General features: G+C 41.6%; 30 protein-coding genes. 13 read left to right on the forward strand and 17 right to left on the reverse strand.

Going from position 1 to position 26,637, the window contains the following annotated elements:
- Positions 1-22: 22 nt before the first annotated feature.
- The 5 genes from DC094_RS11320 (at position 23) to DC094_RS11340 (ending at position 4,529) form a co-directional block, all read left to right on the forward strand.
- Positions 23-1,627 carry a methyltransferase regulatory domain-containing protein gene (locus tag DC094_RS11320; RefSeq protein WP_116687229.1) on the forward strand — a complete coding sequence of 535 codons (1,605 nt, stop codon included), beginning with the start codon at positions 23-25 and terminating at the stop codon, positions 1,625-1,627.
- Positions 1,628-1,871: 244 nt separating this feature from the next.
- The gene (locus tag DC094_RS11325; RefSeq protein ID WP_116687230.1) at positions 1,872-2,444 is read left to right on the forward strand and encodes an NUDIX hydrolase; all 573 of its coding nucleotides are present in this window, start codon (positions 1,872-1,874) and stop codon (positions 2,442-2,444) included.
- A gap of 175 nt (positions 2,445-2,619) precedes the next feature.
- On the forward strand, positions 2,620-3,126 hold the full coding sequence (locus DC094_RS11330; protein ID WP_116687231.1) for a GNAT family N-acetyltransferase: 507 nt from the start codon (positions 2,620-2,622) through the stop codon (positions 3,124-3,126).
- Between the two features lie 4 nt (positions 3,127-3,130).
- On the forward strand, positions 3,131-3,709 hold the full coding sequence (locus DC094_RS11335) for a GNAT family N-acetyltransferase (protein ID WP_158527297.1): 579 nt from the start codon (positions 3,131-3,133) through the stop codon (positions 3,707-3,709).
- Between the two features lie 463 nt (positions 3,710-4,172).
- Positions 4,173-4,529 (forward strand): YggL 50S ribosome-binding family protein, encoded by a 357-nt coding sequence (locus tag DC094_RS11340; protein ID WP_116687233.1) that lies wholly within the window; start codon positions 4,173-4,175, stop codon positions 4,527-4,529.
- Between the two features lie 244 nt (positions 4,530-4,773).
- Here the strand turns inward: DC094_RS11340 and DC094_RS11345 are convergent, their stop codons facing one another.
- On the reverse strand, positions 4,774-6,021 hold the full coding sequence (locus DC094_RS11345) for a multidrug effflux MFS transporter (RefSeq protein ID WP_116687234.1): 1,248 nt from the start codon (positions 6,019-6,021) through the stop codon (positions 4,774-4,776).
- Between the two features lie 226 nt (positions 6,022-6,247).
- On the opposite strand from DC094_RS11345, the gene DC094_RS11350 reads away from it, so the two are divergent.
- The 3 genes from DC094_RS11350 (at position 6,248) to DC094_RS11360 (ending at position 8,533) form a co-directional block, all read left to right on the forward strand.
- On the forward strand, positions 6,248-7,183 hold the full coding sequence (locus tag DC094_RS11350; protein ID WP_116687235.1) for a LysR family transcriptional regulator: 936 nt from the start codon (positions 6,248-6,250) through the stop codon (positions 7,181-7,183).
- A gap of 201 nt (positions 7,184-7,384) precedes the next feature.
- Positions 7,385-7,945, forward strand: coding sequence for an 8-oxo-dGTP diphosphatase (locus DC094_RS11355; protein WP_241504032.1), 561 nt, complete (start codon positions 7,385-7,387; stop codon positions 7,943-7,945).
- Between the two features lie 135 nt (positions 7,946-8,080).
- Positions 8,081-8,533, forward strand: a complete 453-nt coding sequence (locus DC094_RS11360; protein ID WP_116687236.1) for a hypothetical protein — start codon at positions 8,081-8,083, stop codon at positions 8,531-8,533.
- A gap of 174 nt (positions 8,534-8,707) precedes the next feature.
- Here the strand turns inward: DC094_RS11360 and DC094_RS11365 are convergent, their stop codons facing one another.
- The 4 genes from DC094_RS11365 to DC094_RS11380 all read right to left on the reverse strand — a co-directional run bounded on the left by DC094_RS11365 (position 8,708) and on the right by DC094_RS11380 (position 12,645).
- Positions 8,708-9,472 carry a DUF1223 domain-containing protein gene (locus DC094_RS11365; RefSeq protein WP_158527298.1) on the reverse strand — a complete coding sequence of 255 codons (765 nt, stop codon included), beginning with the start codon at positions 9,470-9,472 and terminating at the stop codon, positions 8,708-8,710.
- Between the two features lie 279 nt (positions 9,473-9,751).
- The gene (locus DC094_RS11370) at positions 9,752-11,191 is read right to left on the reverse strand and encodes a YopT-type cysteine protease domain-containing protein (protein ID WP_158527299.1); all 1,440 of its coding nucleotides are present in this window, start codon (positions 11,189-11,191) and stop codon (positions 9,752-9,754) included.
- Between the two features lie 351 nt (positions 11,192-11,542).
- A complete protein-coding gene (locus DC094_RS11375; RefSeq protein ID WP_116687239.1) occupies positions 11,543-12,082 on the reverse strand; it encodes a hypothetical protein in 540 nt (179 codons plus the stop codon).
- A 5-nt stretch (positions 12,083-12,087) separates the two neighbouring features.
- Positions 12,088-12,645, reverse strand: coding sequence for a hypothetical protein (locus tag DC094_RS11380; RefSeq protein WP_133245528.1), 558 nt, complete (start codon positions 12,643-12,645; stop codon positions 12,088-12,090).
- A gap of 154 nt (positions 12,646-12,799) precedes the next feature.
- On the opposite strand from DC094_RS11380, the gene DC094_RS11385 reads away from it, so the two are divergent.
- Positions 12,800-13,372: a group II intron maturase-specific domain-containing protein gene (locus DC094_RS11385; protein ID WP_241504033.1), complete on the forward strand. Its 573-nt coding sequence runs from the start codon at positions 12,800-12,802 to the stop codon at positions 13,370-13,372.
- A 68-nt stretch (positions 13,373-13,440) separates the two neighbouring features.
- Here DC094_RS11385 and DC094_RS11390 read toward each other — a convergent pair whose 3' ends face one another.
- Positions 13,441-13,872: an SMI1/KNR4 family protein gene (locus DC094_RS11390; protein WP_116687242.1), complete on the reverse strand. Its 432-nt coding sequence runs from the start codon at positions 13,870-13,872 to the stop codon at positions 13,441-13,443.
- 745 nt (positions 13,873-14,617) lie between these two features.
- On the opposite strand from DC094_RS11390, the gene ltrA reads away from it, so the two are divergent.
- Complete coding sequence (gene ltrA, locus DC094_RS11400; RefSeq protein WP_241504035.1) at positions 14,618-15,781, forward strand: group II intron reverse transcriptase/maturase; 1,164 nt, start codon at positions 14,618-14,620, stop codon at positions 15,779-15,781.
- 317 nt (positions 15,782-16,098) lie between these two features.
- Here ltrA and DC094_RS11405 read toward each other — a convergent pair whose 3' ends face one another.
- The 6 genes from DC094_RS11405 to DC094_RS11435 all read right to left on the reverse strand — a co-directional run bounded on the left by DC094_RS11405 (position 16,099) and on the right by DC094_RS11435 (position 20,682).
- Complete coding sequence (locus tag DC094_RS11405; RefSeq protein WP_116687244.1) at positions 16,099-16,800, reverse strand: C40 family peptidase; 702 nt, start codon at positions 16,798-16,800, stop codon at positions 16,099-16,101.
- 120 nt (positions 16,801-16,920) lie between these two features.
- On the reverse strand, positions 16,921-17,169 hold the full coding sequence (locus DC094_RS11410) for a hypothetical protein (RefSeq protein ID WP_116687245.1): 249 nt from the start codon (positions 17,167-17,169) through the stop codon (positions 16,921-16,923).
- A gap of 75 nt (positions 17,170-17,244) precedes the next feature.
- Positions 17,245-17,652, reverse strand: coding sequence for a DUF2513 domain-containing protein (locus DC094_RS11415; RefSeq protein ID WP_116687246.1), 408 nt, complete (start codon positions 17,650-17,652; stop codon positions 17,245-17,247).
- Between the two features lie 118 nt (positions 17,653-17,770).
- Positions 17,771-19,360, reverse strand: coding sequence for a DUF4435 domain-containing protein (locus DC094_RS11420; protein ID WP_116687247.1), 1,590 nt, complete (start codon positions 19,358-19,360; stop codon positions 17,771-17,773).
- A 102-nt stretch (positions 19,361-19,462) separates the two neighbouring features.
- The gene (locus DC094_RS21960) at positions 19,463-19,684 is read right to left on the reverse strand and encodes a hypothetical protein (protein ID WP_145959852.1); all 222 of its coding nucleotides are present in this window, start codon (positions 19,682-19,684) and stop codon (positions 19,463-19,465) included.
- A gap of 638 nt (positions 19,685-20,322) precedes the next feature.
- Complete coding sequence (locus DC094_RS11435) at positions 20,323-20,682, reverse strand: hypothetical protein (RefSeq protein ID WP_116687250.1); 360 nt, start codon at positions 20,680-20,682, stop codon at positions 20,323-20,325.
- Between the two features lie 405 nt (positions 20,683-21,087).
- Between DC094_RS11435 and DC094_RS22130 the strand changes: the two genes are divergently transcribed.
- On the forward strand, positions 21,088-21,255 hold the full coding sequence (locus DC094_RS22130; RefSeq protein ID WP_158527300.1) for a hypothetical protein: 168 nt from the start codon (positions 21,088-21,090) through the stop codon (positions 21,253-21,255).
- Between the two features lie 3 nt (positions 21,256-21,258).
- Complete coding sequence (locus tag DC094_RS22865; RefSeq protein WP_369406201.1) at positions 21,259-21,366, forward strand: hypothetical protein; 108 nt, start codon at positions 21,259-21,261, stop codon at positions 21,364-21,366.
- Between the two features lie 239 nt (positions 21,367-21,605).
- On the opposite strand, the gene artM is transcribed toward DC094_RS22865, so the two are convergent.
- The 4 genes from artM to DC094_RS11455 form a co-directional block, all read right to left on the reverse strand.
- Positions 21,606-22,277: an arginine ABC transporter permease ArtM gene (artM, locus tag DC094_RS11440; RefSeq protein WP_116687251.1), complete on the reverse strand. Its 672-nt coding sequence runs from the start codon at positions 22,275-22,277 to the stop codon at positions 21,606-21,608.
- Positions 22,274-22,942, reverse strand: coding sequence for an ABC transporter permease subunit (locus DC094_RS11445; protein ID WP_116687252.1), 669 nt, complete (start codon positions 22,940-22,942; stop codon positions 22,274-22,276). Before DC094_RS11445 ends, artM begins: the two co-directional genes overlap by 4 nt.
- A gap of 216 nt (positions 22,943-23,158) precedes the next feature.
- Positions 23,159-23,965 carry a transporter substrate-binding domain-containing protein gene (locus DC094_RS11450; RefSeq protein WP_116687253.1) on the reverse strand — a complete coding sequence of 269 codons (807 nt, stop codon included), beginning with the start codon at positions 23,963-23,965 and terminating at the stop codon, positions 23,159-23,161.
- A 193-nt stretch (positions 23,966-24,158) separates the two neighbouring features.
- Entirely contained in the window at positions 24,159-24,893 is a 735-nt protein-coding gene (locus DC094_RS11455) for an ATP-binding cassette domain-containing protein (protein ID WP_116687254.1), read from the reverse strand.
- Positions 24,894-25,000: 107 nt separating this feature from the next.
- Here DC094_RS11455 and argR point away from each other — a divergent pair, with 107 nt between their 5' ends.
- A complete protein-coding gene (gene argR, locus DC094_RS11460) occupies positions 25,001-25,462 on the forward strand; it encodes a transcriptional regulator ArgR (protein WP_116687255.1) in 462 nt (153 codons plus the stop codon).
- Positions 25,463-25,701: 239 nt separating this feature from the next.
- On the opposite strand, the gene DC094_RS11465 is transcribed toward argR, so the two are convergent.
- Positions 25,702-26,571: a LysR family transcriptional regulator gene (locus tag DC094_RS11465; protein ID WP_116687256.1), complete on the reverse strand. Its 870-nt coding sequence runs from the start codon at positions 26,569-26,571 to the stop codon at positions 25,702-25,704.
- Positions 26,572-26,637: the final 66 nt, after the last annotated feature.

Genomic DNA, 26,637 nt, shown 5'->3' on the forward strand with positions numbered 1-26,637 from the left:
ATTTAAATTTCAGGAGAAAAGCATGAATCAAGAAGTAGCTTCAGACCAAGATGTTATAGATAGGAATGATAATTCATACGATAGAATGCCTTATGAAAGTTTTCCATACAAACAATCCTCAATGGAGCATTTGGCTACCATGGGTCAGCTATTTGGAATGAACCCTCCAGCGCTGGATACTGCGAGGGTTTTAGAGTTAGGTTCTGCGGAAGGAGGAAATATCATTCCGTTTGCAGAACAATATCCAAAAGCAAAGTTCGTTGGTGTTGATTTGTCAGAAATTCAAATTGCCAGCGGTAAGAAGCATATTGAAAATTTAAAATTAGACAATATTGAATTGCACCACATGTCTATTACAGACATTGATAAAGAGTTTGGTGAGTTTGATTATATTATCTGCCACGGTGTACTTTCATGGGTGCCTGATTTTGTTGCCGATAAAATACTTGAGGTTTGTAATGAAAACCTAAGCGAAAATGGAATTGCGTATATCAGCTATAACACATTGCCCGGATGGAATATGATTCGGACAATAAGAGATATGATGTTATATCACGTAAAAAATATTAAGACGCCTGAAGATAAGTTAGTTCAAGCGCGCGCGATGATTAATTTTGTAAAAGATAGTTTAAAAGATTCAAATACTCCGCACTCAGTTGTTCTCGCTCAAGAAGCAGACCTGCTGGCGAGGCATAGTGATCATTATCTAGTGCATGAGCATTTAGAAGATAATAATAAGCAGTATTATTTCAATGAATTTATGGAGATAGCTTCCAATAATAAATTGCAATATTTAGCAGACTCATCTTTATCAACTATGTATGTTGGAAATATGAGTGAGGCAGTTGCCCAAAAACTTGATGGGGTTAATGATCTAGTTCGTTCCGAGCAGTATATGGATTTTATTAATAATAGAAGATTTAGGTCTAGCCTGTTATGTCATTCAAGCGTGCAATTAAGTAGGCATTTAACTAATGATCTGATTAAGAAGTTTGCAATGACCTTCAATCTTGTGCCAGAAAAGCCGATCTCAGAAATAAATATTGAATCTGACGGCGTGCTTAAATTTTTTATTGGTAGTGATGATCAAGAAAGGTTCGTTGAGACAAGTTCTCCAGAATTTAAAGCAATATTGTATGTGTTCTATGATAATGTTGGTTTCCCGCAATCCTTTGATTCAATAGTTAAAAAAGCGAATGAAATATTTAAAGATGATCGAAAAGAAAAAATTGAATCTGATTTGGTCGAGAATGGAATTAATTTGGCGGTAAAGGGATTGATGAATATTTCTTTAGTAGAGAGAAATAGAAGAAAAGATATAGACAAGCCAAAGCTAAGTAAGTTGGCTCGCTATCAAGCGAAAGATACAGAAAGTTTATGGGCTACAAATTTGAATCATGAAGCTATTGCTATTGAAGTATTTGAAAAATACTGTATGGGTTATATGGACGGTGAAAATACAAAAGAGCAGATAGTCGAAAATCTTGTTGAAAGAGCAATAAATAAAGAGCTTCACTTTAGTAAAGCAGATGTTGCATTAGAAAAAGAAGAAGAAATTTGTATTGAAGTCACAAGGCAGCTTGATTTATTTATAGAAAAGTTAGATAAAAATGTTTTGCTGGTATGATGCTTAATAAAAAAGATATTGTTCTTATTAAAGTTAATGGTTTAGCATGAAATGTTATTAAGTCGACTTTTTGAATGTCTTCGTGAAAAATTCTTATCGTCGGCTTTCTTTAAAATGCAGCCTATGGGCAAATGATCTAGCTTTATTCTGCGCTCATATCTTGATGTAGCTTGGGTGTAACACTTGTCTGAGGCTGGACGACTCTGGCAGAATGGCGAAAATCTTCTCTTCTGTCAGAGTGCTTATGCTGAACCAACAAGCGATTTTACGCCAACTGTCTGAATATCAACCGTTTGACGATGTTGAAGCTGCGCACCATGCCAAGCTGTCAGATTTTGTGGCTAATGCGTCCAATGATTTGCAGCTTACCTCAAGAGAAAACCCGATTGGTCATTTAACTGCGTCCGCTTGGGTTTTAGATCCAAGCGGCGACAAGGCTTTGCTGACTCACCATCGTAAGCTAGAAATGTGGTTGCAATTGGGTGGTCATGTTGATGATGACAATGAATTGTCGATCGCAGCATTGCGTGAAGCAGTTGAAGAAAGTGGTATCGAGCAGATTAAATTGTTGAACGATCAAATTTTTGATATCGATGTTCATTTAATTCCAGAGCGGAATAAAAATGGTGTTCATGAACCTGCTCATTACCACTTTGATGTGCGTTATTTAATGAAAGCTGCAACGACAGTGTTTGCTGTTTCTGAAGAATCGTTAAACCTAGAGTGGGTTGAGCTAGATGCTAATGATCCAAGGCTAGCAGAAGATTCTATTAACCGTATGGTATTAAAAACTGCGGGTAGAATGTTGTTAGATTAAAGGCTTAGTGCGAATCCTCTGGCTATGCCATGAAGCAGAAAGTTAGACAACTAAACCGCTCTGGTTAATCAAGAGCGGTTTTTTTATGCTTGGTTGTTTATTTTTTATTGCAAAGTATTTATGGTGTTTGTTTGGCTAGTTTTACCGCCAACACTTTATATAGAGAGTAAGTAGCATGGCACCGGTAGTGATTCGAAAAAGTGAGCCGGCAGATGTATCTGCTGTGACAAAAATATATCAAGATGAGAAGGTTATTGCCGGAACCTTACAGCTACCAATACCTAGTGAAGCGATGTGGCAAAAGCGACTGGAAAACCTTGATCAGCATGCTTATAGCTTTGTTGCTGAAATGGACCAGCAATTATGCGGTCATCTGGCTTTTTTCGTTGATAGCAAACCACGAAGAAGGCATGTCGCGAGTTTTGGTATGGGGGTGTTAGAACAGTTTCAAGGTAAGGGCGTTGGTAGTGCATTGCTAGCAGCTGCGATTGACCATGCCGATAATTGGTTGAATATTCAACGAATTGAAATCACAGCTTATACCGATAATCAAACAGCTATTGGATTGTATAAGAAATTCGGTTTTGAAATTGAAGGTGAGTCAAAAAAATATGCCTTTAGAAATGGCCAATATGTATCGGCTTATCATATGGCGCGCTTTCGTCCAGAAAATATGGATTAAGATAATGTCATCAATGTTGAATCCATTTTGGCCGATTCAAAGTCACAATTTAATTGCTCGCTGTACCAATGAAACATTACTAGTGCAAGATTCGCTAGCGCTGTTTGATAACTATTGTAGCCGTGAAGAAGAATCGAAATTTTTAGCTAGGCTGCCACATTCAGATAAAGCACGAACCTATGCTTTTGTTCAGTCATGGGCGGTTGCCGAAAGCTGGCAAGAAAATCAACGGCTGGCATTGATTATTGAACATGCTTTGACCCAGCAGCCGATTGGTTTGTTAGTTCTGTTTGATAAAAGTTTGCTAGATCAACCAAGCAAAGTTGAATGTCACTTTGGTATTAGTCAGGACTTTTCAAATCAAGGTCTGGTTAGCGAGTTATTAATCGCATTGATTAAAAAATTAGTGCAAGCCACCGGTTATCAGTCACTGGTAAGCTATTGCGATCGGCAGCATTTAGTCAGTCAAAAAGTATTATTGAACTGTGGTTTTAAACAGACTGAATTGTTACCTGCACATTATTTTAATCCCAACCAGCAAGCTTACATTGATTGCTATGGATATTGTTGCCATCTGAAGTAATGCTTTGCATCCATTTTGATGCCCAGAACTTAGGCTCAATATTATTACCGAGCTGAAACTGACTGAAGCGTCTAAAACATACCGCTCAATATTATTACTGAGCTGAAACTGACTGAAGCGTCTAAAACATCCCGCTCGATATTATTACTGAGCTGAAACTGACCGAAGTGTCTAAAACATCCCGCTCGATATTATTACTGAGCTGAAACTGACCGAAGTGTCTAAAACATGCCGCGCGATATTATTACTGAGCTGAAACTGACCGAAGTGTCTAAAACATGCCGCGCGATATTATTACTGAACTGAAATGCGCCGAAGTGCCCAAAACCTACCGCTAATTGGTATCAAGTTAATGATGCGGATAGTTGTTCTTGCCTGTACTATTGCCTATGCTTCGCCCTTCGCTTGGGCGAAATCAGGCGCTTAGCCTGGCCTGTAGCAATTTTGAACTGGAGTTTGAACAATGAAAATGAGCCTGAATGTTAATAGAAACCGCCGCTTACGCAAGAAGCTGTATCTGCATGAGTTTGCAATAAAGGGCTTTGAGCTGCAGTTCACTTTTGAAGCATTAGATGAAGATGCTTTTTATGACCTAGTAGATCGAATGATCGATTTTGCTGATACTCGTAATCTTGTGATTGCTGGTGGCGCAACCTTAAAGAGTTTCCATGGTTTAATAACGTCTGCTGACCGTTATGAATCTGCTACTGAAGAAGATCTGTCTGAGTTTAATCAATGGCTGGCCAAGCAATCATCTATTGATGATATTAGTGTTGGCGAGTTGGTTGATGCGAACTATGATTTTGACACAAAAATCTAAGTTCAATTGATATTAAAAGCCGTGTAGAGATTTTCTCTACACGGCTTTTTTGTGGGTATTAAAAATGAATGCTCGAAAATTAAGGGAAGTATTTCAGGTAAAAAAAAACAGAAGCCCGGGGGAGGAAGACTTCTGCTTGGGTGGAGAGTGGGTAATTGAAAGCGCCCCTAACAATTACCCAAGGTCCGTTGACCTAACAGACCTTGATGATCAAATCAATGGAGTCGATAAATGATCAAATTCTTTAAGCGGCTTGCGGCTGATATTGTTGGTCACAATTTATTTCTTCTTGGTTGTTGAACATACCGTCTTTAATAAACCAAGGTAGCGGCAATAATAATAATCCAAAGGCTAGAGCAACTGTGTTAAATGCACTTAGACCAGGTAAGGTAACCAGTGTGGCAATTAATGCGCCACCGGCCATTCTTGCAAATCCGTCCAGAGCAGCGGCGGTGCCTGCGCAGTGACCAAATGGTGCGAGTGCCAATCCTGCTGCGGTACCAAAGATCAAGTTAAAGGCGACGCCAAATACTGCGGTTAAGGCAAAGAATATTAATGGGTATTGTTGTCCAATCGTACTATCCAGTGTCCATAATCCAACGGCAGCCAAGCCGGCAATCACTAGGCCTAATGCGATGGTCAGATGCGGGCCGATTCGCTTGCTGACAGTAGGTGCAAATAATGAGCTGACTAATTGAACCAAGCCATTAATGCCGAATAAAATTGAAAAGCCAATGCTGCTCATGCCCGCCATGGTAATTGCAACGGTGGGTGCGTGGGTGGCGTAACTAATGATGGCCCCCATCGCGAACATACCGCTAATGCTGCTAATCAAAAATTGTCGGTTGGTAATGATTTCTAGTAAGTCGGACTTTAAACCAGATTTAATCATTGCATCATTTTTCTGACTTTCTTCTGCTGCCATTTTAATCGGTGCATCATTGGCAAAGCGCATCATGATGCCGGCCATTAAAAACAATCCAGCAATCACCATAAATCCAAAGTTAGCTTGCCATCCCCAATTCAGCGCCAACAAGCTACCAAGAATGGGTGCAAAGGTCGGCATTAAGCCAATGGCACCGCCAATGTAACTAATCCAGCGGCCAGCTTCTTCTGCGGCAAAGTTATCGCGAATCCAAGCAAAGGCTGAAACGCTGCCGCAAGCAGCGCCAAGGCCTTGCAAGCTGCGAGCGAAATTTAAGACTTCTAGCTGCTTGGCAAAAATAGCGATGATTGCGCCAATAATGAATAAAACCACACCACCTAAGGCAACCTTCTTTCTGCCTAAGCGGTCGGCAATCGGACCGGCAGCTAATTGACCAAAACCGAGACAAAACATAAACAGAGTTAAGGTGCTGTGTAAATCTGATTCCGCTGCGTTAAACCACAAAGCCATTTCAGGAATCGATGGTAAATAAATATCGATCGACATGGGGCTTAAAATTGCCAAAAGGAAAATCAGTGGCAGCGTATTTCTAGCGGTTTGGCTCATTTATTTCTCTGTCCGTGAAAGCGATCTTAATCATTTGATAGCGCTATTCTAGTGCTAGAGTGATTTCTCTGAAAGTGGTATCATTTCAATTGTGATTTTCTTATTTGGAATATCACTAGAGTCATGTTAATCGCTTTGCTAGAAAGCGGTAATGTTATTGGCAGATTGTTGTTGGCGAATGTTGGGTGTGACAGGTGAAGCATGAGCTGAGGAGTAAACCACCACTATGTTATTAGAACTATCCCGAGTGAATCTTAATTTGTTAGTTTGCTTGCAGGCATTGCTGGAAGAAAGAAGTGTTTCAAGGGCAGCTGAACGATTGTGTCTTAGCCAATCGGCAGTCAGTAAAAATTTAGCGCAGTTACGAAATATTACTGAAGATCAGCTGTTTATCCGCCGTTCGCATGGGCTGGAACCTACTGGTTTTGCTCTGCAATTGCAGCCGCAATTGAGGCCACTGCTCAACCAGCTATGGCAATTAATGCAACCGGCAATGTTTGATCCTCAATCCAGTGAGCGGCATTTTCATATTACCTTGACTGAAACCTCACGCCAGTTACGGTTTCATGATTTGCTGCCTGAGATTTTGCGTCAGGCGCCGAATATTCAGTTGAGTATTCACAACCTGACCATGGATTCAATGGAGGCCCTCAATAAGGGCAAAACCGATCTGCTGGTGATGCCGCATGATTTAGACACCGGGCAATATGATGATAGAGAATTGCACCGGGTTGAACTTTACCGTGATCAGCTGGTGTGCCTAATGAATCAGCAACATGCTTGTTTGGATCAACCATGGAATTTGGATACTTATCTAAAGCAGCGACACTTAAACGTTGGCAGTATCAGTGTAGGGCCCGTTTTGCTGGAACAAGCGTTGGCCGAGCGCAAAGTAGAGCGAAAAGTGGTGGTCTCGGTTGATGATTTTCATAGCGCAACTGGGCTGTGTGAAAACACCGATTTGGTATTCACTACTTCAAAGGTGTGGTCTACCTATGCGACTCGAATGAGAAAGGTCACTTGTTTGCCAGCACCGATCGAAATGGAAGATTTGGTATATCACTTATATTGGAATCATCGAAATCAGATGGACCCCGGTCATCAGTGGTTTAGGCAGGCTATTATCAATGCTGCAAAAAAATTACAACCAACACCGATTTAATCATTATTGAAATACTTTAATTTGTGAGCAGTGTTGTCTTGTGATTGTCGATACAGAACAGGCGACATATTAGTGACGGTTTGATGATTATTAAACTCCTTTAGTCCTCAAGTAGCTCTAGCTTGTGATTATCGATGTAAAACAGAAATTACAGCCTTTAGCTATTTCAGATCATTGACGCGCTGGCTAACTAGGAATAGTTTGATTGAATTGTCTGAGCAAAAGCTAGATTCCAGATTCATGAGTTCGACTTCCAATACTCCAGGTAAGTTTAGTGTTCCCTTTGAAGATAATTGGGCGCCTGAACAGCGAGCATCGTTAGTAATGATGGTTCGCAATGACAACATGCTATTGATTCATAAGAAACGAGGGCTAGGAATCGGCAAGATTCTTGGGCCAGGTGGCCGGCAAGAGCCGGGTGAATCTATGGAGCAATGTGCTAAGCGTGAGCTAAAAGAAGAGCTATGTATTGATTCAGGGCCGCTACGGCTAGCCGGGGTGAATCGTTTTCAGTTTGCCGATGGCCTATCGCTGGAAGTACATATTTACTTCGGTGAGTCATTTGAAGGCATGCCCACTGAAACGGCAGAAGCATCGCCAGTCTGGTACCCACTTGGCCAATTGCCTTATGACAAAATGTGGCCAGATGATGAAATCTGGATTCCATTAATGCTGCAGAACCGTTATTTCGAAGGGGATTGGCTGTTTGACCATGAATCGCTGATTGATTTTACTTTGCGCCGAGTTGATGAGACTGCCTAATTAAACCAACCGGCTATTTAAAAAATGCCGTACTAGAAATAGTACGGCATTTTTTTGTTTGGAGTTGATCACATTACTATCTGATGATGTTTGCCATGCTCTGAAGCATTCTGACTATAAAGCCGTCTGCCTATAATGCCTGCTTACCTATTTTTAGATCTTGATGAGACTTTGATTGTTGCAAAAGCTCGCTTAAATAAACTGTCTGAAGCAGCCAGTCAAGCATTGGATCTTACTGAGGAGTTTAAGTACGGGCAAGAAAACGATATATTTTATCGAATTCATGTTGATACGCACAATTGGCTCTTTAGCTATTTAGCACAGACACCTACTGATAACTTAGTTGTTTGGATATTTACTGATGGGACGTACCAAGAAGTATTTATTAAATATATGCTAAGCCAAATGTATTCGGTTTTTTCAACGATTCAATACAGAATTAATTTTGCTAACATTAATACATTTAAAATAGCAGTGCAAAATTCCGATGGTAAATATAAAGTGAAACGAATAAGAAATAAAATAGCCAGAATAGAGCAGTTGATTTATTTGAAAAATATTCAGCAATACCTGAAAGTTATTTATTAGTCGATGATAACGACTTTTTGCGGTATGAAATGAGAGCGAGTGGTATGGTGTCTGTGAACCCTAAAGCTGATGATTACCCCATCAAACTAAAAATTGGTTTGATGGGGATCATTGCTTTGCAGCGCTTCAAAATGTTTTATGCTGGCGATGGCATGCCTGAAAGTTGGGTTTAACCTAGCAGTGATCAAGGCTTAGCTTACCACCTAAAGCCTGAATTGCTGGTGCTTTTTTCCCATCGACCCATGCGGCAATAGCAATAGGCGGCTCGAAGCGGCATAAATCAATATCTTGTTGCCACTGACTGGCTTTATTAGCAGTTAATTGTAAATGTTGTAATGATACAAAATCATGCGGTAATGTTCGGCCAGCATTTTCGCCTTTTGGTACTTTTGTCGTACGATCCATTCCTAAAATAGCAATGTGTAGCTTGCTGGCTGCGTAGCTTTGTTGTGTAGGGTTATAACTTGCTTGAAAGGAATTACCTTCAACTGAGATTTTTAAATTTCCAGTTTTAATATTATCGCCAGATAATTTACGCTTTCTGAAAAAACCACGCCATTCTTTGCCGCCAATAAAAAACGCCGGTGTATATACCGATCGAGCATGACCATCTTTTACTTTTTTTCGCTGTTGCTTGCTATTTTCTGCGCTAGCAAAAGGGTCTTTCCAGCCTAGGTAGTCCCAATAATCAACGTGGAAGGCGACTGGCACATATTTTTTCCATAACTCATCGCTATCTTTTAGAGATGACACCAGTCGGTCAGCCGGTGGGCAACTAGAACAACCTTCAGAAGTATAAAGTTCCAGCAGGTGGTTTTTATCGTTACCTGACTCAAGCGTTTGAGCTTGGGTGACTGCGGAGAAAGCGAGTGCGAAGGTCAGCCCCAACAGAGTGAAGGTTTTTAGCGGTAGGTTTTTAGTCATCATAATCAGTTTCATGGTCAACATCGTCGTGGTTGATATCTGTTACTTGGACTGTCCTATCGGTGGAGAGGTTCCCTAGATGGATTTAATGTAGTTACCAAAATTAATTCTAAGTTAGATTACTTCAGTGTTGCTATAGCCAGCAGGTTGAACCTATATGATGCCAATTTGATAAATGATGGTTTTAACAGCAGGTGCAAGGGATAAGTATTTTTGTGGCTGTTTGGTACGCTTATTTTGGCTAGTGAAGAGTTTGATTGTTTTGTTAAGTTATTAGGGCTTGGCTTGGCTTGGCTAGGTTTGAGTTGATGCGCCCATGATTGGTTGGCAATTCTGGTACGTAGGTAGAGCAAGTTCGTGGCACCTATATTCCATTGTTTTATATAGGCTTGGGAGAAGTTCTTTGCATAATTTAAACATAATAGCGTTGATTGTATTAAGGAGTCCGGCAACGTGGTTGGTTGGAATAAAAATTATGCCAGTGTTTGCTTGGTAAATGTAAAGTCCATATTGTTTCTTTAATATGGCTATTATGTGAATTAAATGGCCGTGTTTTAGTGAGATAATAAATTTATTACTGTTTGATTTTAAAAGGTCAGGTGTCAGGAATCTTAGATCTGGAATGACTTCGCTCTCCAAATGTGTTGGGCTAAGAAACTTAGTTGCATACTGTCCTCTTGATGCATTGCTTAGTGCGGTGTTGATATTAGCACAGTTTGTTATTCGCCCAAACTGTGCATGTAGCTCATGCATAGTCTCTCTTGGGAATTCGCCGAAGTGTAATTTTCTGGAGTAATTACGGTGATTATCAGGCAGCGCCAAAAAAAAGTAGCAAAGAGAGAGGTGAAAATGCAGATGTCTAAAATCTGAAGGGATGACTATATCGCTGCGATGAATGCTGTACTGTCTAAATTCCATACCTACTTCGTTAATAGGGCGTGGGTAGTATTCGACATTGTGTTCTGTAGAAATAATGCTTACACGTTGCATTTGTTCAATTCTAGAGGCTGGGTTTAATATGCTTAATGAAGAGGTTGTTCTGAGAGGCAGGTCTATAGGATGGAAAGCATGTATTTGAAATTGAGGTAAGCGATTTTCATAAGCAATTCTATTAACCTCTCCGATAAACTGAGTACATTGTTGAATAACAGATGGTCGATTCGATTCTTTCGGAAAAACAAACATGCCGAAGTTTGGTTCGAATATTTGAACTATATCTTCAAGCTCGATTGCAGCAATAGCATGGCCTTCCTCGGTTTTGTTAAGTGAGTCGAACATTACCGCGAAATAACCTCTGGGGTTTCTCTCAATTATATTGCCTATTTCCTCTAGATCAGTAGATTGAGGACCAATGCTGCCGACGCTGAAGTTTGGCGCCATAATTCTTTGTAATGTTTGAATTGAGTTAAGTGGAATAAGTTGATTGCATGCTAATGCAAGAGCGCTTTGATAGTCTTTAACTTGGTAGCTTTCAGCATCCTTCGTAATCCTTTGAAAAAAAAGATTAGAGTCTCCTTTTTCTTGTAAAAAAATAAGAGATAGTGCCCAGCAAAACCCGTCTGGGTTAACTTGATTTAACTTGTATCTATACTTAGCAAATTGATCGCTAGGATCTACTTGAGCTTTGGTTTTGAAATTTCCAAAGTAGTTGGTTTGGTTAAACTCATCGTTAATGAAGCCGCCGTATGCTTTGGCTGCGGCTGTTATTCTTTTAAGTTTTTCTTCCCATAACATAGTGCGTAGCCAATTTTGCCGGTATGAATACAGAAAAAGTAGCTGCATATATTTTATTTATCAATAGTCAAGGTACTGTGATTCGATTCGCAAACAGCACGCCACCCACAACAAACAGCACGCCAAAACAGCACGCCACTCATAATTTCAACTATACCTAAATCCAAAAACCTAATGACCGGAATAACCCTAAAACACTAACATTAAATATGATTGCGTCGGTCGATTGCTTCGTTTTGAATGCAATTATATTAAATTAATGCCACGACGAAAACCGGATCAGCCCCGGATATTTAAATTGCATCTTATTTTAAAGATTCTGAATTTAAAATCACTCAATAAAAATGAGCATCAAGAGGGTGGTTGTTTTCCTGGTGACAGTGCTTGCTGTCGCCAAGTCTCGGTTTGTTGCTTGACCCGCTCTTTGAACTGTGTGAGGTTCAGCGCACTCCCCATCGCATGGGCAAACTGTCGCGCACTGGCCATTGCAGTGCTGCGACCGCTCATGGCAGAAGCCCACCAGCGTGCATCTGTTTTGATTTCTAATCGTTCAAAAATGGGCGGCAAACTGCTGTCCATGTGTTTCTTATCAGTGCGCGCCATGCGAGCACTGGCATCAACCAATTCCATATAATCTTTTAATTTAAATGGCAGCGAATGAATTTTATCTTTGATATTAATGCTGGACTTGGCTTCGCTATCAATAAAAGGTTTTAATCGGGCGAAGTTGTAATCGTAGCGACGCTGATTATTTGTTTTTCGGCTTTTCTTTCTACGATGATTATTGACGGGTAATTCCGTTTCGACCCGAGCTTGAACCGAAGTGTAATTCGAACTTTCTGGCGTTTGTGCAATACCGGCACGCAACGGATTTAGGTCGACATAAGCCATGCAAGTTAGCAGGCTTGTTGATCCAGCAATGCTTGCGCCTTAAAACGCCCCTCCCAGAAACGTCCTTTGCACTGATCTTCTGCATTGGCGAGTCGTGCTAACGGCTCATTAATTGAGCGCATAAACCAGCTAATAGAATAAAGCCGCTCTCGGTAAATCGTGTTGGCGGTTTCTTCAACCCATTGAATTTGCATTTGAGTCAGCGTGTGAAAATTGTCAGGATCGAGATAACTCTTAACCCATGGATGCACCTCGAACACCTTGCAATAGTGCAACAACACCTGCTTGATATTCCAATTTTTCGCGCGCTCCACATCCACAAAAACCACCAGGTGGTAGTGGTTGCTCATGACGGCGTAAGCTGCGATATCAACCGCAAACGCTTGGCTCAGTCGATCAATTCGGTCGACAATCCATTGGCGGCGGTGATCGTAATTTTTACGGTGTTTTTTAAGTAGCGTCGGATCTTCACCACACAACCATCCTCGCCTAACACAACGTGAAATTACATGCAGAAATGGATTTTCTTTCGGATCGTATAGAATAGCTCTAGGTGATGGCATGATGTGAAAATGACAACTTTTTCAAGTGCCGCTCCTGCAAAAATCAACGGTTTTCACAGGTTAAATTAATGGCAACCAGATGAGAAATCAAATGTTTTTTGGCAGATATAAATAATATCTTGGGTGGCGTTATTTTTGTCATTTCATTATATTAGTGAAAAGTCGCAGAGCGGGTGAGCGAGTGCTTAGCAGCATTAACCGATTTATTGAGCAGCGTTTGAAATTGCAAATCAACCGTGAGAAAAGTCAGGTGGTTAAGGTTAAAGATAGCCAGTTTCTAGGATTTACCTTTAAAGCTGGCCGAATTAATTGGCATGATAAATCGCTGAATAAATTCAAGCGACGAGTCAGAAAATTAACCAACCGAAACTGGGGTGTCTCAATGAAATACCAGCTGTTTAAAATCAGTCAGTATTTACGAGGCTGGATTAATTACTATGGAATTGCCAGCGGCTATCAAAAGTGTGTGGAGTTGGATCACTGGATTCGTCGACGTGTACGAATGGCCTATTGGCGACAGTGGCGTAAACCACGAACCAAAGTAAGAAGTCTGCTGAAATTAGGCGTTCTGATCCTCTCGGCGGTGGCGTGTGGCACCAGTAGCAAAGGGCCTTGTCGCAGCTCGAAAACACCGGGCATTCAGCAAGGTTTAACCAATGCATATTTGGAGGCTGAAGGCTTATTCTCGTTAAGGGAAAGATGGATCACGCTTCACTATCCCAAGTGAAACGCCCTGTGCGGACCCGCATGCAGGGTGTTGTGGGGGCTGAGGGTTAGAGACCCTCGGCTACCCGATTAGGCATTCTCGAATTTTAGAGGAAAACCAGCTTCCCTCCACTCCTTGAATGAAGCTGCTAGAAGGACCATGGATTCTAAACACAAATCTCCCATTGGAACTCTATAAATAGGCCAATTATCAGGAGTTTCACCTTGGCTTCTGTCGAAAATAATAGATTCTCCTCCACCATCTGAGCCGATTGCCAAAGTTCTTGGTATGTAATCCATATAACAGTATGCTTCTGTCAGTTCACAAGACTCCATTGCTCCCCATAGTACAACACTATCATCTGGACTTGCAGAGCCTTTAGGTGTTTCGGCTCCATTGCATTCACGTAAGAATCTTAAGTAATCCTGAGGTAAAAAAGAACCACACCATCTTTTAATGTGATCTATTTCCTCTTCGCTTGCAGGATTATCTGGATATTCGAATAATTCTCGATACATCATCTGTGCCTAACGCCCACAGCAAAGGCGCGCGAAGCGCGTCCAATGGAGCGTAGCGGAATGAATTTGCCTGTGCTTGTGTACGCCCGGCATGGGCATGAACTAATGTGGTGAAAGTCCCCTGCAGGAGAACGTACGTCAATGGTGTTGGATCACTTGCTTGTGCTTCATGCGCGGCATACCGAACCGAATAAAACCATTGAACGACAACTGCTAGCCAATGGCAAGGGCTTATCTGTGAGGATGGGTCTGAAGGAATCCGGATGGCAAAGCTGCGAGCCGACGAACAGAAACCACATACGAGGCTTAGCTCTGGGGTGAGTTTGCACAAGAAGACGAAACCCTGTGGTTCAGGAGTAGAGTAAATGTGGCGGTTGTGCAGTGAAAGTGCATGTTCTTATCCGGGGAGATCTGTTTAGCCTGCAATGGGTAAATCACCAGTAAGGCTCTGGTTTATAAATGCCTTGGTCTTTTGGAATGCATCAACCAAAAGAAGCGAATTGATGCACACTCATCGCGCCTTACCAAGCAATTGATAAGGTGATTGAACAGAAGATCGATAATTGCTCCTGCATGATCGACATACAGGCCATCCATGGCCCTATCAGCATAAGTAATTGACGGCATATGACTGCAGGGATGCAGGAAGTAGAGCGACTCAGGAGACCAAGCCGAGTAGCCAAATGCCCAGCGTAATGGCTGGGACACGGTGAAGGCCTGAACACTTGAGAAAAGGACGATTCCAGGGATGGAAGAGGTAGAGCGACACAGGAGTCAAAGCCGAGGAGCCTTGTCAGATCTGAATGTTCGAACGCAGTCCCGCGATAGCGGACAACAGCGTCTTGATTTGAAGCCAGCCTTTAGCAACGATCTTTTAAAGAGAATGCTGCAAAAGGAAAATTTGCAGCAAGCATGGAAGCGAGTCAAAGCCAACAAAGGTGCGCCGGGAATTGATGGCATGTCCATCGAACAATTCCCGATTTGGGGGAAAGATCACTGGCAAAACGTTGCGCAGTCACTACAAGATGGAACCTATCAACCCAGCCCGGTAAGACGGGTTGAAATTGATAAAGCCGATGGCGGTAAAAGACCATTAGGCATTCCAACGGTTATTGACCGTGTGATCCAGCAAGCGATTACCCAAGTATTAATGCCGATCTTCGATCCAGGCTTCTCCAACTATAGCTATGGGTTCAGACCGAACAGAAGTGCGCATCAAGCGGTGCGATACGCACAGCAATGCATCAAACAGAAGCGCCAATTTGCGGTTGATGTGGATCTGTCGAAATTCTTTGATCGGGTTAATCACGATTTATTAATGACCTTACTTGGACGAAAAGTCCGAGATAAAAGCTTATTAAAATTAATTGCAAAATACCTCAGAGCAGGAATTATCGACGGCCAGCAATTCATAACCAGTCAGCAAGGTGTACCACAGGGCGGGCCATTATCGCCGCTACTGTCGAATATCATGTTGGATCAACTGGATAAAGAGCTGGAAAGTCGAAAGCACTTATTTGCACGCTATGCCGATGATTTCATTATATTAGTGAAAAGTCGCAGAGCGGGTGAGCGAGTGCTTAGCAGCATTAACCGATTTATTGAGCAGCGTTTGAAATTGCAAATCAACCGTGAGAAAAGTCAGGTGGTTAAGGTTAAAGATAGCCAGTTTCTAGGATTTACCTTTAAAGCTGGCCGAATTAATTGGCATGATAAATCTTTGATTAAATTCAAGCGACAAGTCAGAAAATTAACTAACCGAAACTGGGGTGTCTCAATGAAATACCAGCTGTTTAAAATCAGTCAGTATTTACGAGGCTGGATTAATTACTATGGAATTGCCAGTGGCTATCAAAAGTGTGTGGAGTTGGATCACTGGATTCGTCGACGTGTACGAATGGCGCACTTGTAGGGGAGGGCGGCGACAGTGGCGTAAACCACGAACCAAAGTAAGAAGTCTGCTTAAATTAGGCGTTCCGATCCTCACGGCGGTGGCGTGTGGCATCAGTAGCAAAGGGCCTTGTCGCAGCTCGCCAATTGCCTTCAAACCAGACCGGGTATACAGCAAGGTTTAACCAATGCATGGTTTGAATTTAAGTGTAAGGCTGAAGGCTTATTCTCGTTAAGGGAAAGATGGATCACGCTTCACTATCCCAAGTGAAACGCCCTGTGCGGACCCGCATGCAGGGTGTTGTGGGGGCTGAGGGTTAGAGACCCTCGGCTACCCGATTAGCTTTTTTTCTCATGCCAAAACTTCAACTCTCTACCCGCAAGCAACTCTTTAAATTTTTCTGCTGTTACCTTATTTTCAGAAGATCCACTTTCAAGTTTACTAATCATTTTTTCTCTAAATTGTTCATTCACCTTTCTACGATCCATAACCGCACTTAAGGTTTCCAACGCTAACCGATATGGGAATTCATTTTTATTCATATCAAGCAATAGTTGCTTATATTCTTCTGTAACATCAATCCAATCAACTAGTGCGTCAGCCTCTTTATCAAAATGAGCTGGGGTAACTTTGCTTGGAGCTTTACATCCAATTATTTCTATTTCTGCTCTCGAATATGCTTTTGCAACCAATTCCGAACAAAACGATGAATAATCAGTCCCAGCACCTAAAAAGACTTTATTATAATCTTGGGCGTAGTAATACATTGCTGCTTTTTGCAGTTTCTCTATTTCAGGACCTAAACCTGTGATCGATTTATGCCTAATGACTCTCCAATTATCATTACAACTCTTATCCTCGTCGAGGAGTAAAGTTAAATGGACACCACTATCACCTGTAGAGTGTATAAATACACCGTCTCCTAAACTAAGTTCAACATGGCTTGAAACTGCCTTTGAATAGATAACTTTTTGTCCAGCAACAAGAGATTTAGAAAGTTTCCCTTCACCTGTAACTAACAATATATCCCCTGGTAACAAAGTACACTCCTTAAAAAGCTAACGCCCTGTTAATGGGCAAAATATTGTTGGCTAAAATGTTGAGGGACGAAACACAGCCAACTGTATTTTGTCCTTATTTAACAGCTTGTTAGGGCTGCGTTAACTCTGAGTGCAATTTGTATGGGCTGGCAATCCATCCTTTAACCAATAATACTCGATACAATTGCGACTATTTAGAATAATTTCACGTTCACCTATATCTAGTGAATCAAGCGCTTCAAGAATTGAAACAATACCTGAGTTGTCGCGATCTACTACATCATAAGGAATTGGAGATTTAAAAAGAATAATTCCGTAACCGCATAACAGTAATAAAGCCATTGATGCTGCAACAAGTCGAATATTCATTTAGCACCCTAACGCCGCAATTTTCGGCGAGCGTTAGCGAGTCCAGCCACGAAGTGGCGATGCAACATTGCCTTGTTATGAGATGGCATCTTGAAGCAATTTCTCTGTTTGTTTAATGGCTAATTTTTTAGCAACATCAACTACAGCGGATAGACCTTCTTTTTGGAATTTATCCATAATCACTTCTGTAACACTCGGCTTTGCCAATGCGTCGGCAAATTCGTGGCCATACGAAGTTAACCTTAAAGGAGCTATCCAGGTCATATAGTCTCCAGTATTTCCATTAAAGCGAACACCAATATTTGAAGGATCAGACGATGATCCTGCAACTAGCCCTTGCTCTTCCAATAAAATCAGATGAAAGAAAAATTTATTGCTGTCTTCATCTAATTCATTTTTGAAGGAGTTGAAATCTATATTCGGAAGCTCGCTTTCTAAAAAAACATCCAACATCTTTGCAATATATTCGTAATCAATTCTCATCGTGCTTTCAAACTCCTTTTCTCATAACGCTTTGCTCAGCGGTGAGTTAAACTGGCGCTGTTTTTTGCGGCCCTTTGCAAAAAAAGTGACAGTTTAAGGAATCCGTTGCAGCAACTTGTTATGTCATGTGTTGCTGAAAATTTCCAAAATATGGTTTTAATGCAGTTACGATAGATTCTTTACACTCCCCCTTTATCAGTCTTACTACTGTCTCAGGCAAACTACCGTTAGATAAACCTAATGATGTGCTAGCTTGAGTGCAAAGTGATTTACGATTATATAAGGCAAGTAACTGTTTATAGTCTTTACTTTCCAGTACATCGATAAATCGTTGATTAGTATCTGAATATATTTGGTTGACGTCTATACTTGTTACTAAATTTTGTAGCGCTGCATTAATATTAACAGAGCCTTTTTGCTTAACATCAAATACATTTAGCTTAAATTTCACTTCACTTGATACATGCAGTGATACTTGTGTATCAAGTTCTGATTGGAGTCGACCAAATATTGTATTAGACACTGTTAAAAAATCTTCAGATGAATCACGAGCAAGCCTTTCACTCACTATTTTCAATACTTCCTCAGTACAAAACAAATTTTCGACTTCAGCAACTTCTAAGACATAAATAGAGCCTTGCTCTAGCTTCGTTATTTCAGCTTGGAGGCGTCTATCTCTATCTATTACTCCAAATACATCTAAATGATGAATTTGAGGATTTGCTTTTAGCGCCTTTACAGACTGGATTACTTCTGAGCAACTTCCGCGAGGAATTACAAGAAAGTTAGATAATAATTCTCGATAGAGGCAACTATCAAAACTACCACTTTCACCTTCGACAAAGACAACAGGTTTTCGGCTCCCTAACACTTCAATAATTAATTCATTAGGTAAATTCTCATCTTCATTTATAACCGACCAATCCCAGTTTTGACCATCAAATGATTTCAACCATATACTTTTCGATGCTTCTTTTGCAGCAGCGAAATCTACATCGTGAGTTAAGTATACAAATAGGCAATCTTGACGTAATTTTTCAATTGCATCCCAAAGGGGAACTTGAACGGATTTGTGTAAGTGTAATTCGGGCTCATCAATTACAATAATCCCATCTTTTTGTGCAGCTAAACACTGTCCAATTAAGTAAAATATAACTCGTTCGCCATCGCTCATTTCAGACGAATTATATCTTTTATCCTCTTGCCCCTTAATCTGAGTTTGAATCCTCAGACCTCCAATAATCAATTCCCGATGAGGAAGGATCTCTTCCCATAGTTCTTTTACAAGGTCAATTTTAGTTTTGGGAGGTAAGACACGAGCCTCTGTTGCTTTGCAAGCTCTTTTAAACTTCGCATTCTCTTCAGTTTCATCAGAATACAAATAAACCATAAGCTTCTGGAAATCATTTAAAAATGTAGTCGCAGGTTTGCTACCCCACTTGCTCTGCTTGTGTTGATGCCCCCATTGAGGGTTACCATACAACAAATCCTTTTCAGCTAATTCAATCGATTGAGGTGTGCTTGAATCTGGGAAAGCTAAAGATTTCTGAGCTGATATTCTATGCACTAATTCTTTTTGTTGTGAATTTATTTCTATCCACGATCCCAACCTAGTTTTTCCAGCGCCGTTGGCGCCGATGAGTAAAATACTTTGGTTTGTTTCGATTGATTCAGTTGAGTTACCTTGGGGAAGTGTAAGTTCTTTCATTGTCAAAATCGGCTACTCCATTTGAATGACATAACGCCTCAAACACCGGATTGTGAATGTTGGCGGTTTTTTTGAATGTTTTTCCAAAAAAAGTGACGGCATTTACAATTCCGCGTGCTTTGACTTGTTAACTGGAATTTTGGACTTGGCAGACCTCTGATAAAAATACCCCATGACAATCATACCGCAGCCAAATAAGCCCATGTAAATGACAGCGCCAATAAAATCATTAAATAGCCCCCAAACTGCAAAACCCAAAAAGACCAAGCCAAGTAAGTATGAGCCATAGGCTCCGGCCATTGACGCTTTAGTTGCTCGCTCCAAGGTTAGCTCGGCGACGCCTTCCGAGAATGAAATTTGTTGAAGGCAGTTCTCACTACAGCAGTATTTGCTAGATGGTGACCTGCTTGAACACTCGCTGCAAAGAGCAACGCCGCAATTTGAGCAAACCGCGACAGCTTCATTATTATGTTCGATGCACTTCATGTGGCTATTCCAGTTAACGTGGTAGCAACACCGGTGAGCAAATGAGCCTGCGGCGAAATTTGTGATCCGGTGCCTGCGATTGTTATGTGAATTACTCATTTAAATGCAATTAAGTAGCTAAAAAAGCAGGCTATAGAAAACCAAATTATTAGAATAGTATTTCGATGTTTTTCTGAATCGGGCCTCGCAGGGATATCCATGAAATGAAGATACTTCATTGGGCGCCCTAGCAATTTTTCAACAAAAAATTTTGCCAACACAGCCCACAAGAACGCTACAGCGTAGTGCTCAAAAGCGCCTCCGTCGTCAGCAAAGTAGAAAATACCAGCTGACATTAGCAAAAATACAAATAGACCGATACTAAACAAATAACTACCTTTCACATAACGCCCCATTAAGAGGCTTTTAATTGTTGGTTAAAATGTGTAGCGAAGCGGAACCTAACCAACTGTTAAAAGTCCTGCTTGAATGGCTTGTTATGTGTCTTTTGACTGAATATTAGAAATATATAACTCACCTTCAATCTTAACAAATGTGTAATTTATATTTAAAAGTTTTCCTGCTTTTTCAGCAACGCCTGTAACCGTACATTCAGTTTCAGTACAATTTTGTTTGATGCTTGACGGGTCGAGTTTTAAACCACTAAACATTGATGCAATCACATTAAAACTTTGTCCTGCAAGCTTTTCACGTTTAGATGGTTGCCAGTATTCCAGAGCGGTTAAAAGATCTTTCTTATTCAATGACTCTTGGTGAGCTTTAACAATTGATAAAGGCTGTTTTACAGCTTCACTACAAGAAATAATGAAAAAGGCTAAGAATAAAACTTTGTACATTGAAACTCCATTAGACACATAACAGCGACCTATGCCGCATTTTTGCCGCATAGTCTTATATAAATATGAAAGACAAATTCCGCTTTAACTCGCCGCTAGGCCTTTACTCTGGTGGCTTGCTTGCCTTTTCACGTCTTGCTGGCGACGATATATTTTGATTCCGTGTATGTCAATTGATTGAACTATCGACAAAATGCCGCTGAACAGAGGGGTTTTGAAAAAAGCATCTCAACCAATTGAAATGAAATGGTTATTTTACAGTTTACTCAATCGACATACACGGTTAACTTTTGTTGAATCTGACATGTTTGGGCGCTGTATCTATATAGTTATCTTGTTTTCGTTTTGTCAGGTGCAGTATGCGATTACAGCAGCGTTATAGTGAAATTGTTCGCCAAATGAACAATGCCTATACCTGTCGTACTTGGCGGTGCAGCGGTGTTGGCTGCGCTCGCTCACCCAATCACTTACACCCGTAAGCTCATGGGGTTTCGCTCGTTTGCCGCCTACCTGCAACGCCAATTAATTTGGGTAAATACGACTGAGAAAACCTACTGGCAGTGGGTTCGCTAATTCTTGCTGTTTCATAAAATGCGCCACCCTGAGCCAATGGTTGAAGCTGAAATTACCCACTTTCTCAGTTATCTTGCGGTAAGAAATAAGCTATCTGCGGTAATTCAATAAATTGCTTTACATTCCATTGTTTTCTTATGCTGCTATGTGTTTAAGAGGTCAGAATAAGCAGTTACTAACGCTGCTGATTTTTCGGTGCAGCGGAGTTGTTTTGAATCGCTGCCAAACCTTTGGTTTTTTTTAGTGTAAATAAATCGTAAATTATTGAAGGTTAGGTGAAAACATTCCGGGCACAAAAAAGCCCCGCTAATTTAATAGCGAGGCTTTGCTAGCAAACGCTATAGTCTAAATCACTGAGAAAATGCTAAAGCTCTCTTTTCAATCTGCTTGACAAAAATCGTCATAATACCGGCCATTACCAGGTAGATGGCTCCGGCCATGGTGAACACGGTTAAGGTGTCGTAAGTCTGGGCATTTAGCCGGTTGGCGTAGCCCATTAAATCCATCAAGGTAATCGTGCTGGCCAGCGATGAACCTTTCATTACCAGAATCATTTCATTACCGTAGGCCGGTAATGCCCGTCTGGCGGCATAGGGTAAAATCACCCGAGTTAACGATTCTTTCTTGGTCATACCCAGTGCCATACAGGCTTCCCAATGGGCTGCCGGTACCGCATCGATGGTGCCTTTAAACAATTGAGTTGAGTAGGCGGCGCTGTTTAAAGCCAGTGCTAATACGGCGCAGAACCATGGTTGGCTGAGCCAAGGCCAGAGAAAGCTGTCTTTGATTGCATCAAACTGAGCCGGGCCGTAATAAATTAAGAAGATCTGAACCAGTAATGGCGTGCCGGTAAATAGCAGTATTTGTAATTTAACGAGCTGGTCGAGCACTTTGATTTTTAAAGTCAAAATCACGGTGAATAAAATCGCCAAAATTAAACCAGTCAATAAACTGGCAAAGGTCAGTTCTAATGTTGTAGCTAAGCCTTTTAATAATTCGGGTAAGTATTGAAAATAATTCATGCTTGCACCTTTGGTAAATGACGGCTGGTGCGATTTTTCAAATAGTTCATTGCTTGCTGGCTGATAAGGGTGATGACTAAATAAATCAAACCGGCCATGGCATACCAAGTAAAGGGTTCAAAGGTTTTGGCGGCTTGCAACTGTGACACTCGCAGTAAATCATTGACACCGACCAGTGCAACTAGCGCGGTATCTTTTAATAACACTAGCCATTGGTTGCCGAGCCCTGGCAATGCATGCTGCCATAATTGCGGTAGAGTGATTCGGTAAAAAGCCCGTGCCGGGCCAATGCCCATGGCTTTGGCTGCTTCTAACTGGCCTTTAGGAATGGCGATTAATGCGCCGCGTAATGTTTGCGATGCATAGGCGGCAAAAATTAATGACAGTGCAATGGTGCCCGCTAAAAATGGATCAATTTCAATATATTGGTCGGTCAGCAGGAATATTCCGTGGGTGACACCAAAATAGATGAAGAACACCACTAAAATTTCAGGTAATCCACGCAATAAGGTGACTAGCGAACTGGTCGCCATGGCTAAAATTTTATATTTACTTAACTCGGCCAGCGCAACAACAGCGGCCAAAATCAAACCAAGCACGAGGGCGCTTAAGGCAAGGCCGAGTGTATTAAGTGTGGCTTGAAAAAATAGAGCGGTAAGGCTCACGTTATCCTCTCTTTAGTTGGTATCAGGTGCAGGCATTTGAATGATCAGTAAAATTTGCGCATCGCAGTAGTCGATGGATATTTTCACTTCCCTGTGCATGGATTCCCGCCAATCCCTAGCGGGAATGACGGAATCTGTTTCTCACCGCGGCGGGGTAAATTCACTTTGAGCATGCATGCCAAAGTCAATGCACCGCAGGTTGATTAAATCGACAAACTATTTTGCTTGGAAGTATTTAGTGAACAGCTTTTGATAAACGCCGTTGGTTTTCAGTTTGGCTAACGAGGCATCGAATTTAGCTTTTAGACCGTCATTTTTACGCACTGCGATGCCCATGCCGATTCCGAAATAATCTGGGTCTTTGATTTCTGCACCGGTGATCACAAAATCAACGTTGCTAGGCTTGGCTAACCATTCTCTAGCGACGGCGGTGTCAGCAAATACGGCGGCAGTCCGGCCATTTTTCAAATCTAGTAGCGCATTTAAATAGCTGTCATAGGTGCGTATTTTTACGCCATTACTTTCTAGCTTGTTAATCATGTAGGCTTGGTGGGTAGAACCGTTTTGAGTGCCAATCACTTTTCCTGATAAATCGGCGATATTTTTCAGGTTTTTTGCTTTGGCGGTAATAAATACCGCTGAGTTTTCATAATAAGGAGCGCTGAAGTCTACGTGTTCTAACCGAGCAGGGGTAATGTCCATGCCGGAGATAACCGCATCAAAACGCTTGAACTTTAAACCGGGAATTAAGCTATCGAATGCTTGGTTTTTAAATTCACAATTGGCTTGAATGTCGGCACAAATCGCTTTTGCCAGTTCGATGTCAAAACCGGTCATCTGGTTGTTGTCATCGAGAAATTCAAATGGCGGATAGGTAGGCTCGGTACCGAAGCGAATATTGTCTGCAGCACCGACTGACTGTGAAACAGTCAGCGATAGGCCTATCGCCAATGCGACGCTAGAGATAATTTTTTTAGTAGAAATGGTGTTGGTAGACAGATTTTTATTGGTAGAAAACTTCATTGCAAACCCCCTATGGTGTACTTCATGCAATTATTTCGATTGGTTGTTCAAAATTGAATTAGCTTCACTTCACCAGATATTTAAGTGAGTATTGGCTTCATCATTTTGATGTATTTTATATGTAGCTTTATTTGCCGCTTGTATTTACACAGATATTTGGTTGGCTGACAATAAAAGGCCAGAAAGCCAAAATCTAATGTTGCAAATAGGCGCTAAATTCTTTGGTTTTTGGCTGGCTAAAGTGGGCGGCAGAGCCTTCTTCAACAATTAAGCCATTTTCCAGATAGACCACACGATCAGCAATCTTTTTGGCAAAATCCACTTCGTGGGTGACCACAACTTGGGTGATGCCACTAGCGGCCAGCTCTTTGATTACGTCAACCACCTGGTTGGTAATTGCCGGATCGAGTGCTGCGGTAGGTTCATCAAACAATAAAACATCAGGCGAGAGCATTAGGGCTCTGGCAATCGCAACGCGCTGTTGTTGGCCACCCGATAAAGATGATGGCCAGCTGTCAGCTTTTTCTGCCAGACCAACGCGCATTAAAAGCTCATTTGCTTTGGCAATTGCTTGCTTTTTGTCAATACCTTGGCAAACAGGCGCTTCGATCAAGTTTTCTAGTACGCTCATGTGTGGCCACAGGTTGTACTGTTGGAATACCATACCGACCTTGCGCCTAAGTTGGTTGGCCTGTTTATTTAACTCGGCCTTGTTGGAATCCAGAAAAGAAAATTGCATGCCGGCAATTTTCATTTCACCAGCATCGGGTGTTTCCAGTAAATTAAGCATGCGTAACAAAGTACTTTTACCTGCGCCACTAGAGCCAAGGAGTACGGTTGTTTCGCCGGCAGAAATTTTAAAGGAAATGTCCTTCAAAACGGTATTGCCGTTGAACGATTTGGAGAGGCGCTTTACTTCGATTCCCATGGGTAACTTTTTTATTAATCCTGACCGAGTGAATTTGTACTGAAGGTTATGGGTAAAATCAATTCTTTTATGAATAAATATTCAAATAATTCGACAGAGAGTCATTTATGAGTGGTATAAGTCGACAAGAAGCACTTACATTAGCATTTCGTCAGGTATTGAAGGAAGAGACTTGTGGCTCCCAGAGCCAGATCGTTGATGTATTACAAGGCCAAGGCTTTGAAAATATCAGCCAGTCTACTGTTTCAAGAATGCTAAGCCGCCATGGCGCGGTTCGAGTGCGCAATGCCAGGGGGGATCTGGTTTATTGCATGCCTCCAGAATTAGGTCGAATGGATACCGGAGTAGCGGTTAAAGACTTGGTTGAAGAGGTCGAGCATAACGGTTCATTAATCGTATTGAAGACTAGTCCTGCAGCTGCGCAAATGATTGCCCGCTTGCTGGATTCAATAGGCCGTAAAGAAGGCATTTTAGGTTGTGTTGCTGGGGACGATACGATCTTTATTGCACCGACTGATATCGGTCAGATCGAGCAGACAATGCTACGGATTAAAGACTTGTTTTCGTGAATGAAGATGCTTTGATTTAAGCTAGTTATGCAAAACGCCCATTAACGTGAATTTAATGGGCGTTTCTTTATGTTTGCTATGTGTAAAGTGATTGCCTTAGGAGCATAGAAATAAATACTCTTAATGTAGGTCGTCATGAGCGAAGCGAATAGCAACTTGCTTAACGAAATGTCACGCTTCGCCAAGGCTCAGGGATGACCTACGAGAAGGTACAAAAAGATTATTTCTTTCCACTGCGCTTAGCGCTTCACTTCATTATTCAAATGCCGAAGTAATGCTCTAGCTGCATTAGAAAGCGTGCGATCTGGCCGATATATTGCGCCGAGATGTCTTTGAATTAGTGCATTTTTTAGCGGAATTTCACGCACGGTTTCATCAAGCATGTTTTCTGGTAAAACACTCCAGCCCAAGCCAACACTGACCATCATTTTGATGGTTTCTAAATAGTTGGTTTCTTGGCGCACGCGAGCTTTTAAGCCGCGGCGGGCAAAAACCTGATCGACCAGTTGGCGCGTTACAGTATCTGCACCGGTTAAAATGGCCGGCTTGCCAGCCAACACGCTGAGGGATGCTATTTGCTCTGGATCTTCTTCGGCGCTGCAGACAAACTTCATATCATCAACCCATAAGGCTTCATGGGACAATCCGCTACTTTTGTCATCCGGAGTGGTGACGAGGGCGATTTCCAACTTGCCGTTATGAACTGCGTTCCAAGCTTCTTCTGAGCCCATAAAGTGCAGGTCAATATCGACTTCAGGATAACTCTGGCTATAGCTGCGCAATAACTGAGGCAGTCGGTGCAAGCCAATGTGGTGGCTGGTGCCTAATGACAGTTCGCCGCAGATTCTTCCCTGCAGGTTGTTCAAAGCGATTCTGCTAGATTCAACTTCCTGTAGAATGCGCTTGGCGCGAGGTAGCAAAACCCGGCCCGCTTCAGTGAGAGTAATTTGACGACCAATTCGATCAAACAATTTACTGCCAAGCTGGGATTCCAGGTTGGCAATACGCTTGCTGATGGCTGGTTGAGTCAGTTTCAATATTTCGGCGGCCTGCGAGAAGGAAGATTCTTCTGCTGTGCAGACAAAGGCCTGTAGGTTTTGTGTTTCCATCGTTATATATTACATATCACTTATTCTGGAATGGAATCCAGTTTATGAAAAAGATGAATTTGTTTT

The sequence above is a fragment of the Pelagibaculum spongiae genome, from assembly GCF_003097315.1.
GTDB classification, from domain to species: Bacteria; Pseudomonadota; Gammaproteobacteria; order Enterobacterales; family Pelagibaculaceae; genus Pelagibaculum; species Pelagibaculum spongiae.

Bases quoted from the DNA above. Each gene is read 5' to 3' on its own strand.
- DC094_RS11320 (WP_116687229.1), top strand. From the start codon at position 23: ATGAATCAAGAAGTAGCTTCAGACCAAGATGTTATAGATAGGAATGAT.
- DC094_RS11325 (WP_116687230.1), top strand. From the start codon at position 1,872: ATGCTGAACCAACAAGCGATTTTACGCCAACTGTCTGAATATCAACCG.
- DC094_RS11330 (WP_116687231.1), top strand. From the start codon at position 2,620: ATGGCACCGGTAGTGATTCGAAAAAGTGAGCCGGCAGATGTATCTGCT.
- DC094_RS11335 (WP_158527297.1), top strand. From the start codon at position 3,131: ATGTCATCAATGTTGAATCCATTTTGGCCGATTCAAAGTCACAATTTA.
- DC094_RS11340 (WP_116687233.1), top strand. From the start codon at position 4,173: ATGAAAATGAGCCTGAATGTTAATAGAAACCGCCGCTTACGCAAGAAG.
- DC094_RS11345 (WP_116687234.1), bottom strand. From the start codon at position 6,021: ATGAGCCAAACCGCTAGAAATACGCTGCCACTGATTTTCCTTTTGGCA.
- DC094_RS11350 (WP_116687235.1), top strand. From the start codon at position 6,248: ATGTTATTAGAACTATCCCGAGTGAATCTTAATTTGTTAGTTTGCTTG.
- DC094_RS11360 (WP_116687236.1), top strand. From the start codon at position 8,081: ATGCCTGCTTACCTATTTTTAGATCTTGATGAGACTTTGATTGTTGCA.
- DC094_RS11365 (WP_158527298.1), bottom strand. From the start codon at position 9,472: ATGAAACTGATTATGATGACTAAAAACCTACCGCTAAAAACCTTCACT.
- DC094_RS11370 (WP_158527299.1), bottom strand. From the start codon at position 11,191: ATGTTATGGGAAGAAAAACTTAAAAGAATAACAGCCGCAGCCAAAGCA.
- DC094_RS11375 (WP_116687239.1), bottom strand. From the start codon at position 12,082: ATGGCTTATGTCGACCTAAATCCGTTGCGTGCCGGTATTGCACAAACG.
- DC094_RS11380 (WP_133245528.1), bottom strand. From the start codon at position 12,645: ATGCCATCACCTAGAGCTATTCTATACGATCCGAAAGAAAATCCATTT.
- DC094_RS11390 (WP_116687242.1), bottom strand. From the start codon at position 13,872: ATGATGTATCGAGAATTATTCGAATATCCAGATAATCCTGCAAGCGAA.
- ltrA (WP_241504035.1), top strand. From the start codon at position 14,618: ATGGAAGAGGTAGAGCGACACAGGAGTCAAAGCCGAGGAGCCTTGTCA.
- DC094_RS11410 (WP_116687245.1), bottom strand. From the start codon at position 17,169: ATGAATATTCGACTTGTTGCAGCATCAATGGCTTTATTACTGTTATGC.
- DC094_RS11415 (WP_116687246.1), bottom strand. From the start codon at position 17,652: ATGAGAATTGATTACGAATATATTGCAAAGATGTTGGATGTTTTTTTA.
- DC094_RS11420 (WP_116687247.1), bottom strand. From the start codon at position 19,360: ATGAAAGAACTTACACTTCCCCAAGGTAACTCAACTGAATCAATCGAA.
- DC094_RS11435 (WP_116687250.1), bottom strand. From the start codon at position 20,682: ATGTACAAAGTTTTATTCTTAGCCTTTTTCATTATTTCTTGTAGTGAA.
- DC094_RS22130 (WP_158527300.1), top strand. From the start codon at position 21,088: ATGCCTATACCTGTCGTACTTGGCGGTGCAGCGGTGTTGGCTGCGCTC.
- artM (WP_116687251.1), bottom strand. From the start codon at position 22,277: ATGAATTATTTTCAATACTTACCCGAATTATTAAAAGGCTTAGCTACA.
- DC094_RS11450 (WP_116687253.1), bottom strand. From the start codon at position 23,965: ATGAAGTTTTCTACCAATAAAAATCTGTCTACCAACACCATTTCTACT.
- DC094_RS11455 (WP_116687254.1), bottom strand. From the start codon at position 24,893: ATGGGAATCGAAGTAAAGCGCCTCTCCAAATCGTTCAACGGCAATACC.
- argR (WP_116687255.1), top strand. From the start codon at position 25,001: ATGAGTGGTATAAGTCGACAAGAAGCACTTACATTAGCATTTCGTCAG.
- DC094_RS11465 (WP_116687256.1), bottom strand. From the start codon at position 26,571: ATGGAAACACAAAACCTACAGGCCTTTGTCTGCACAGCAGAAGAATCT.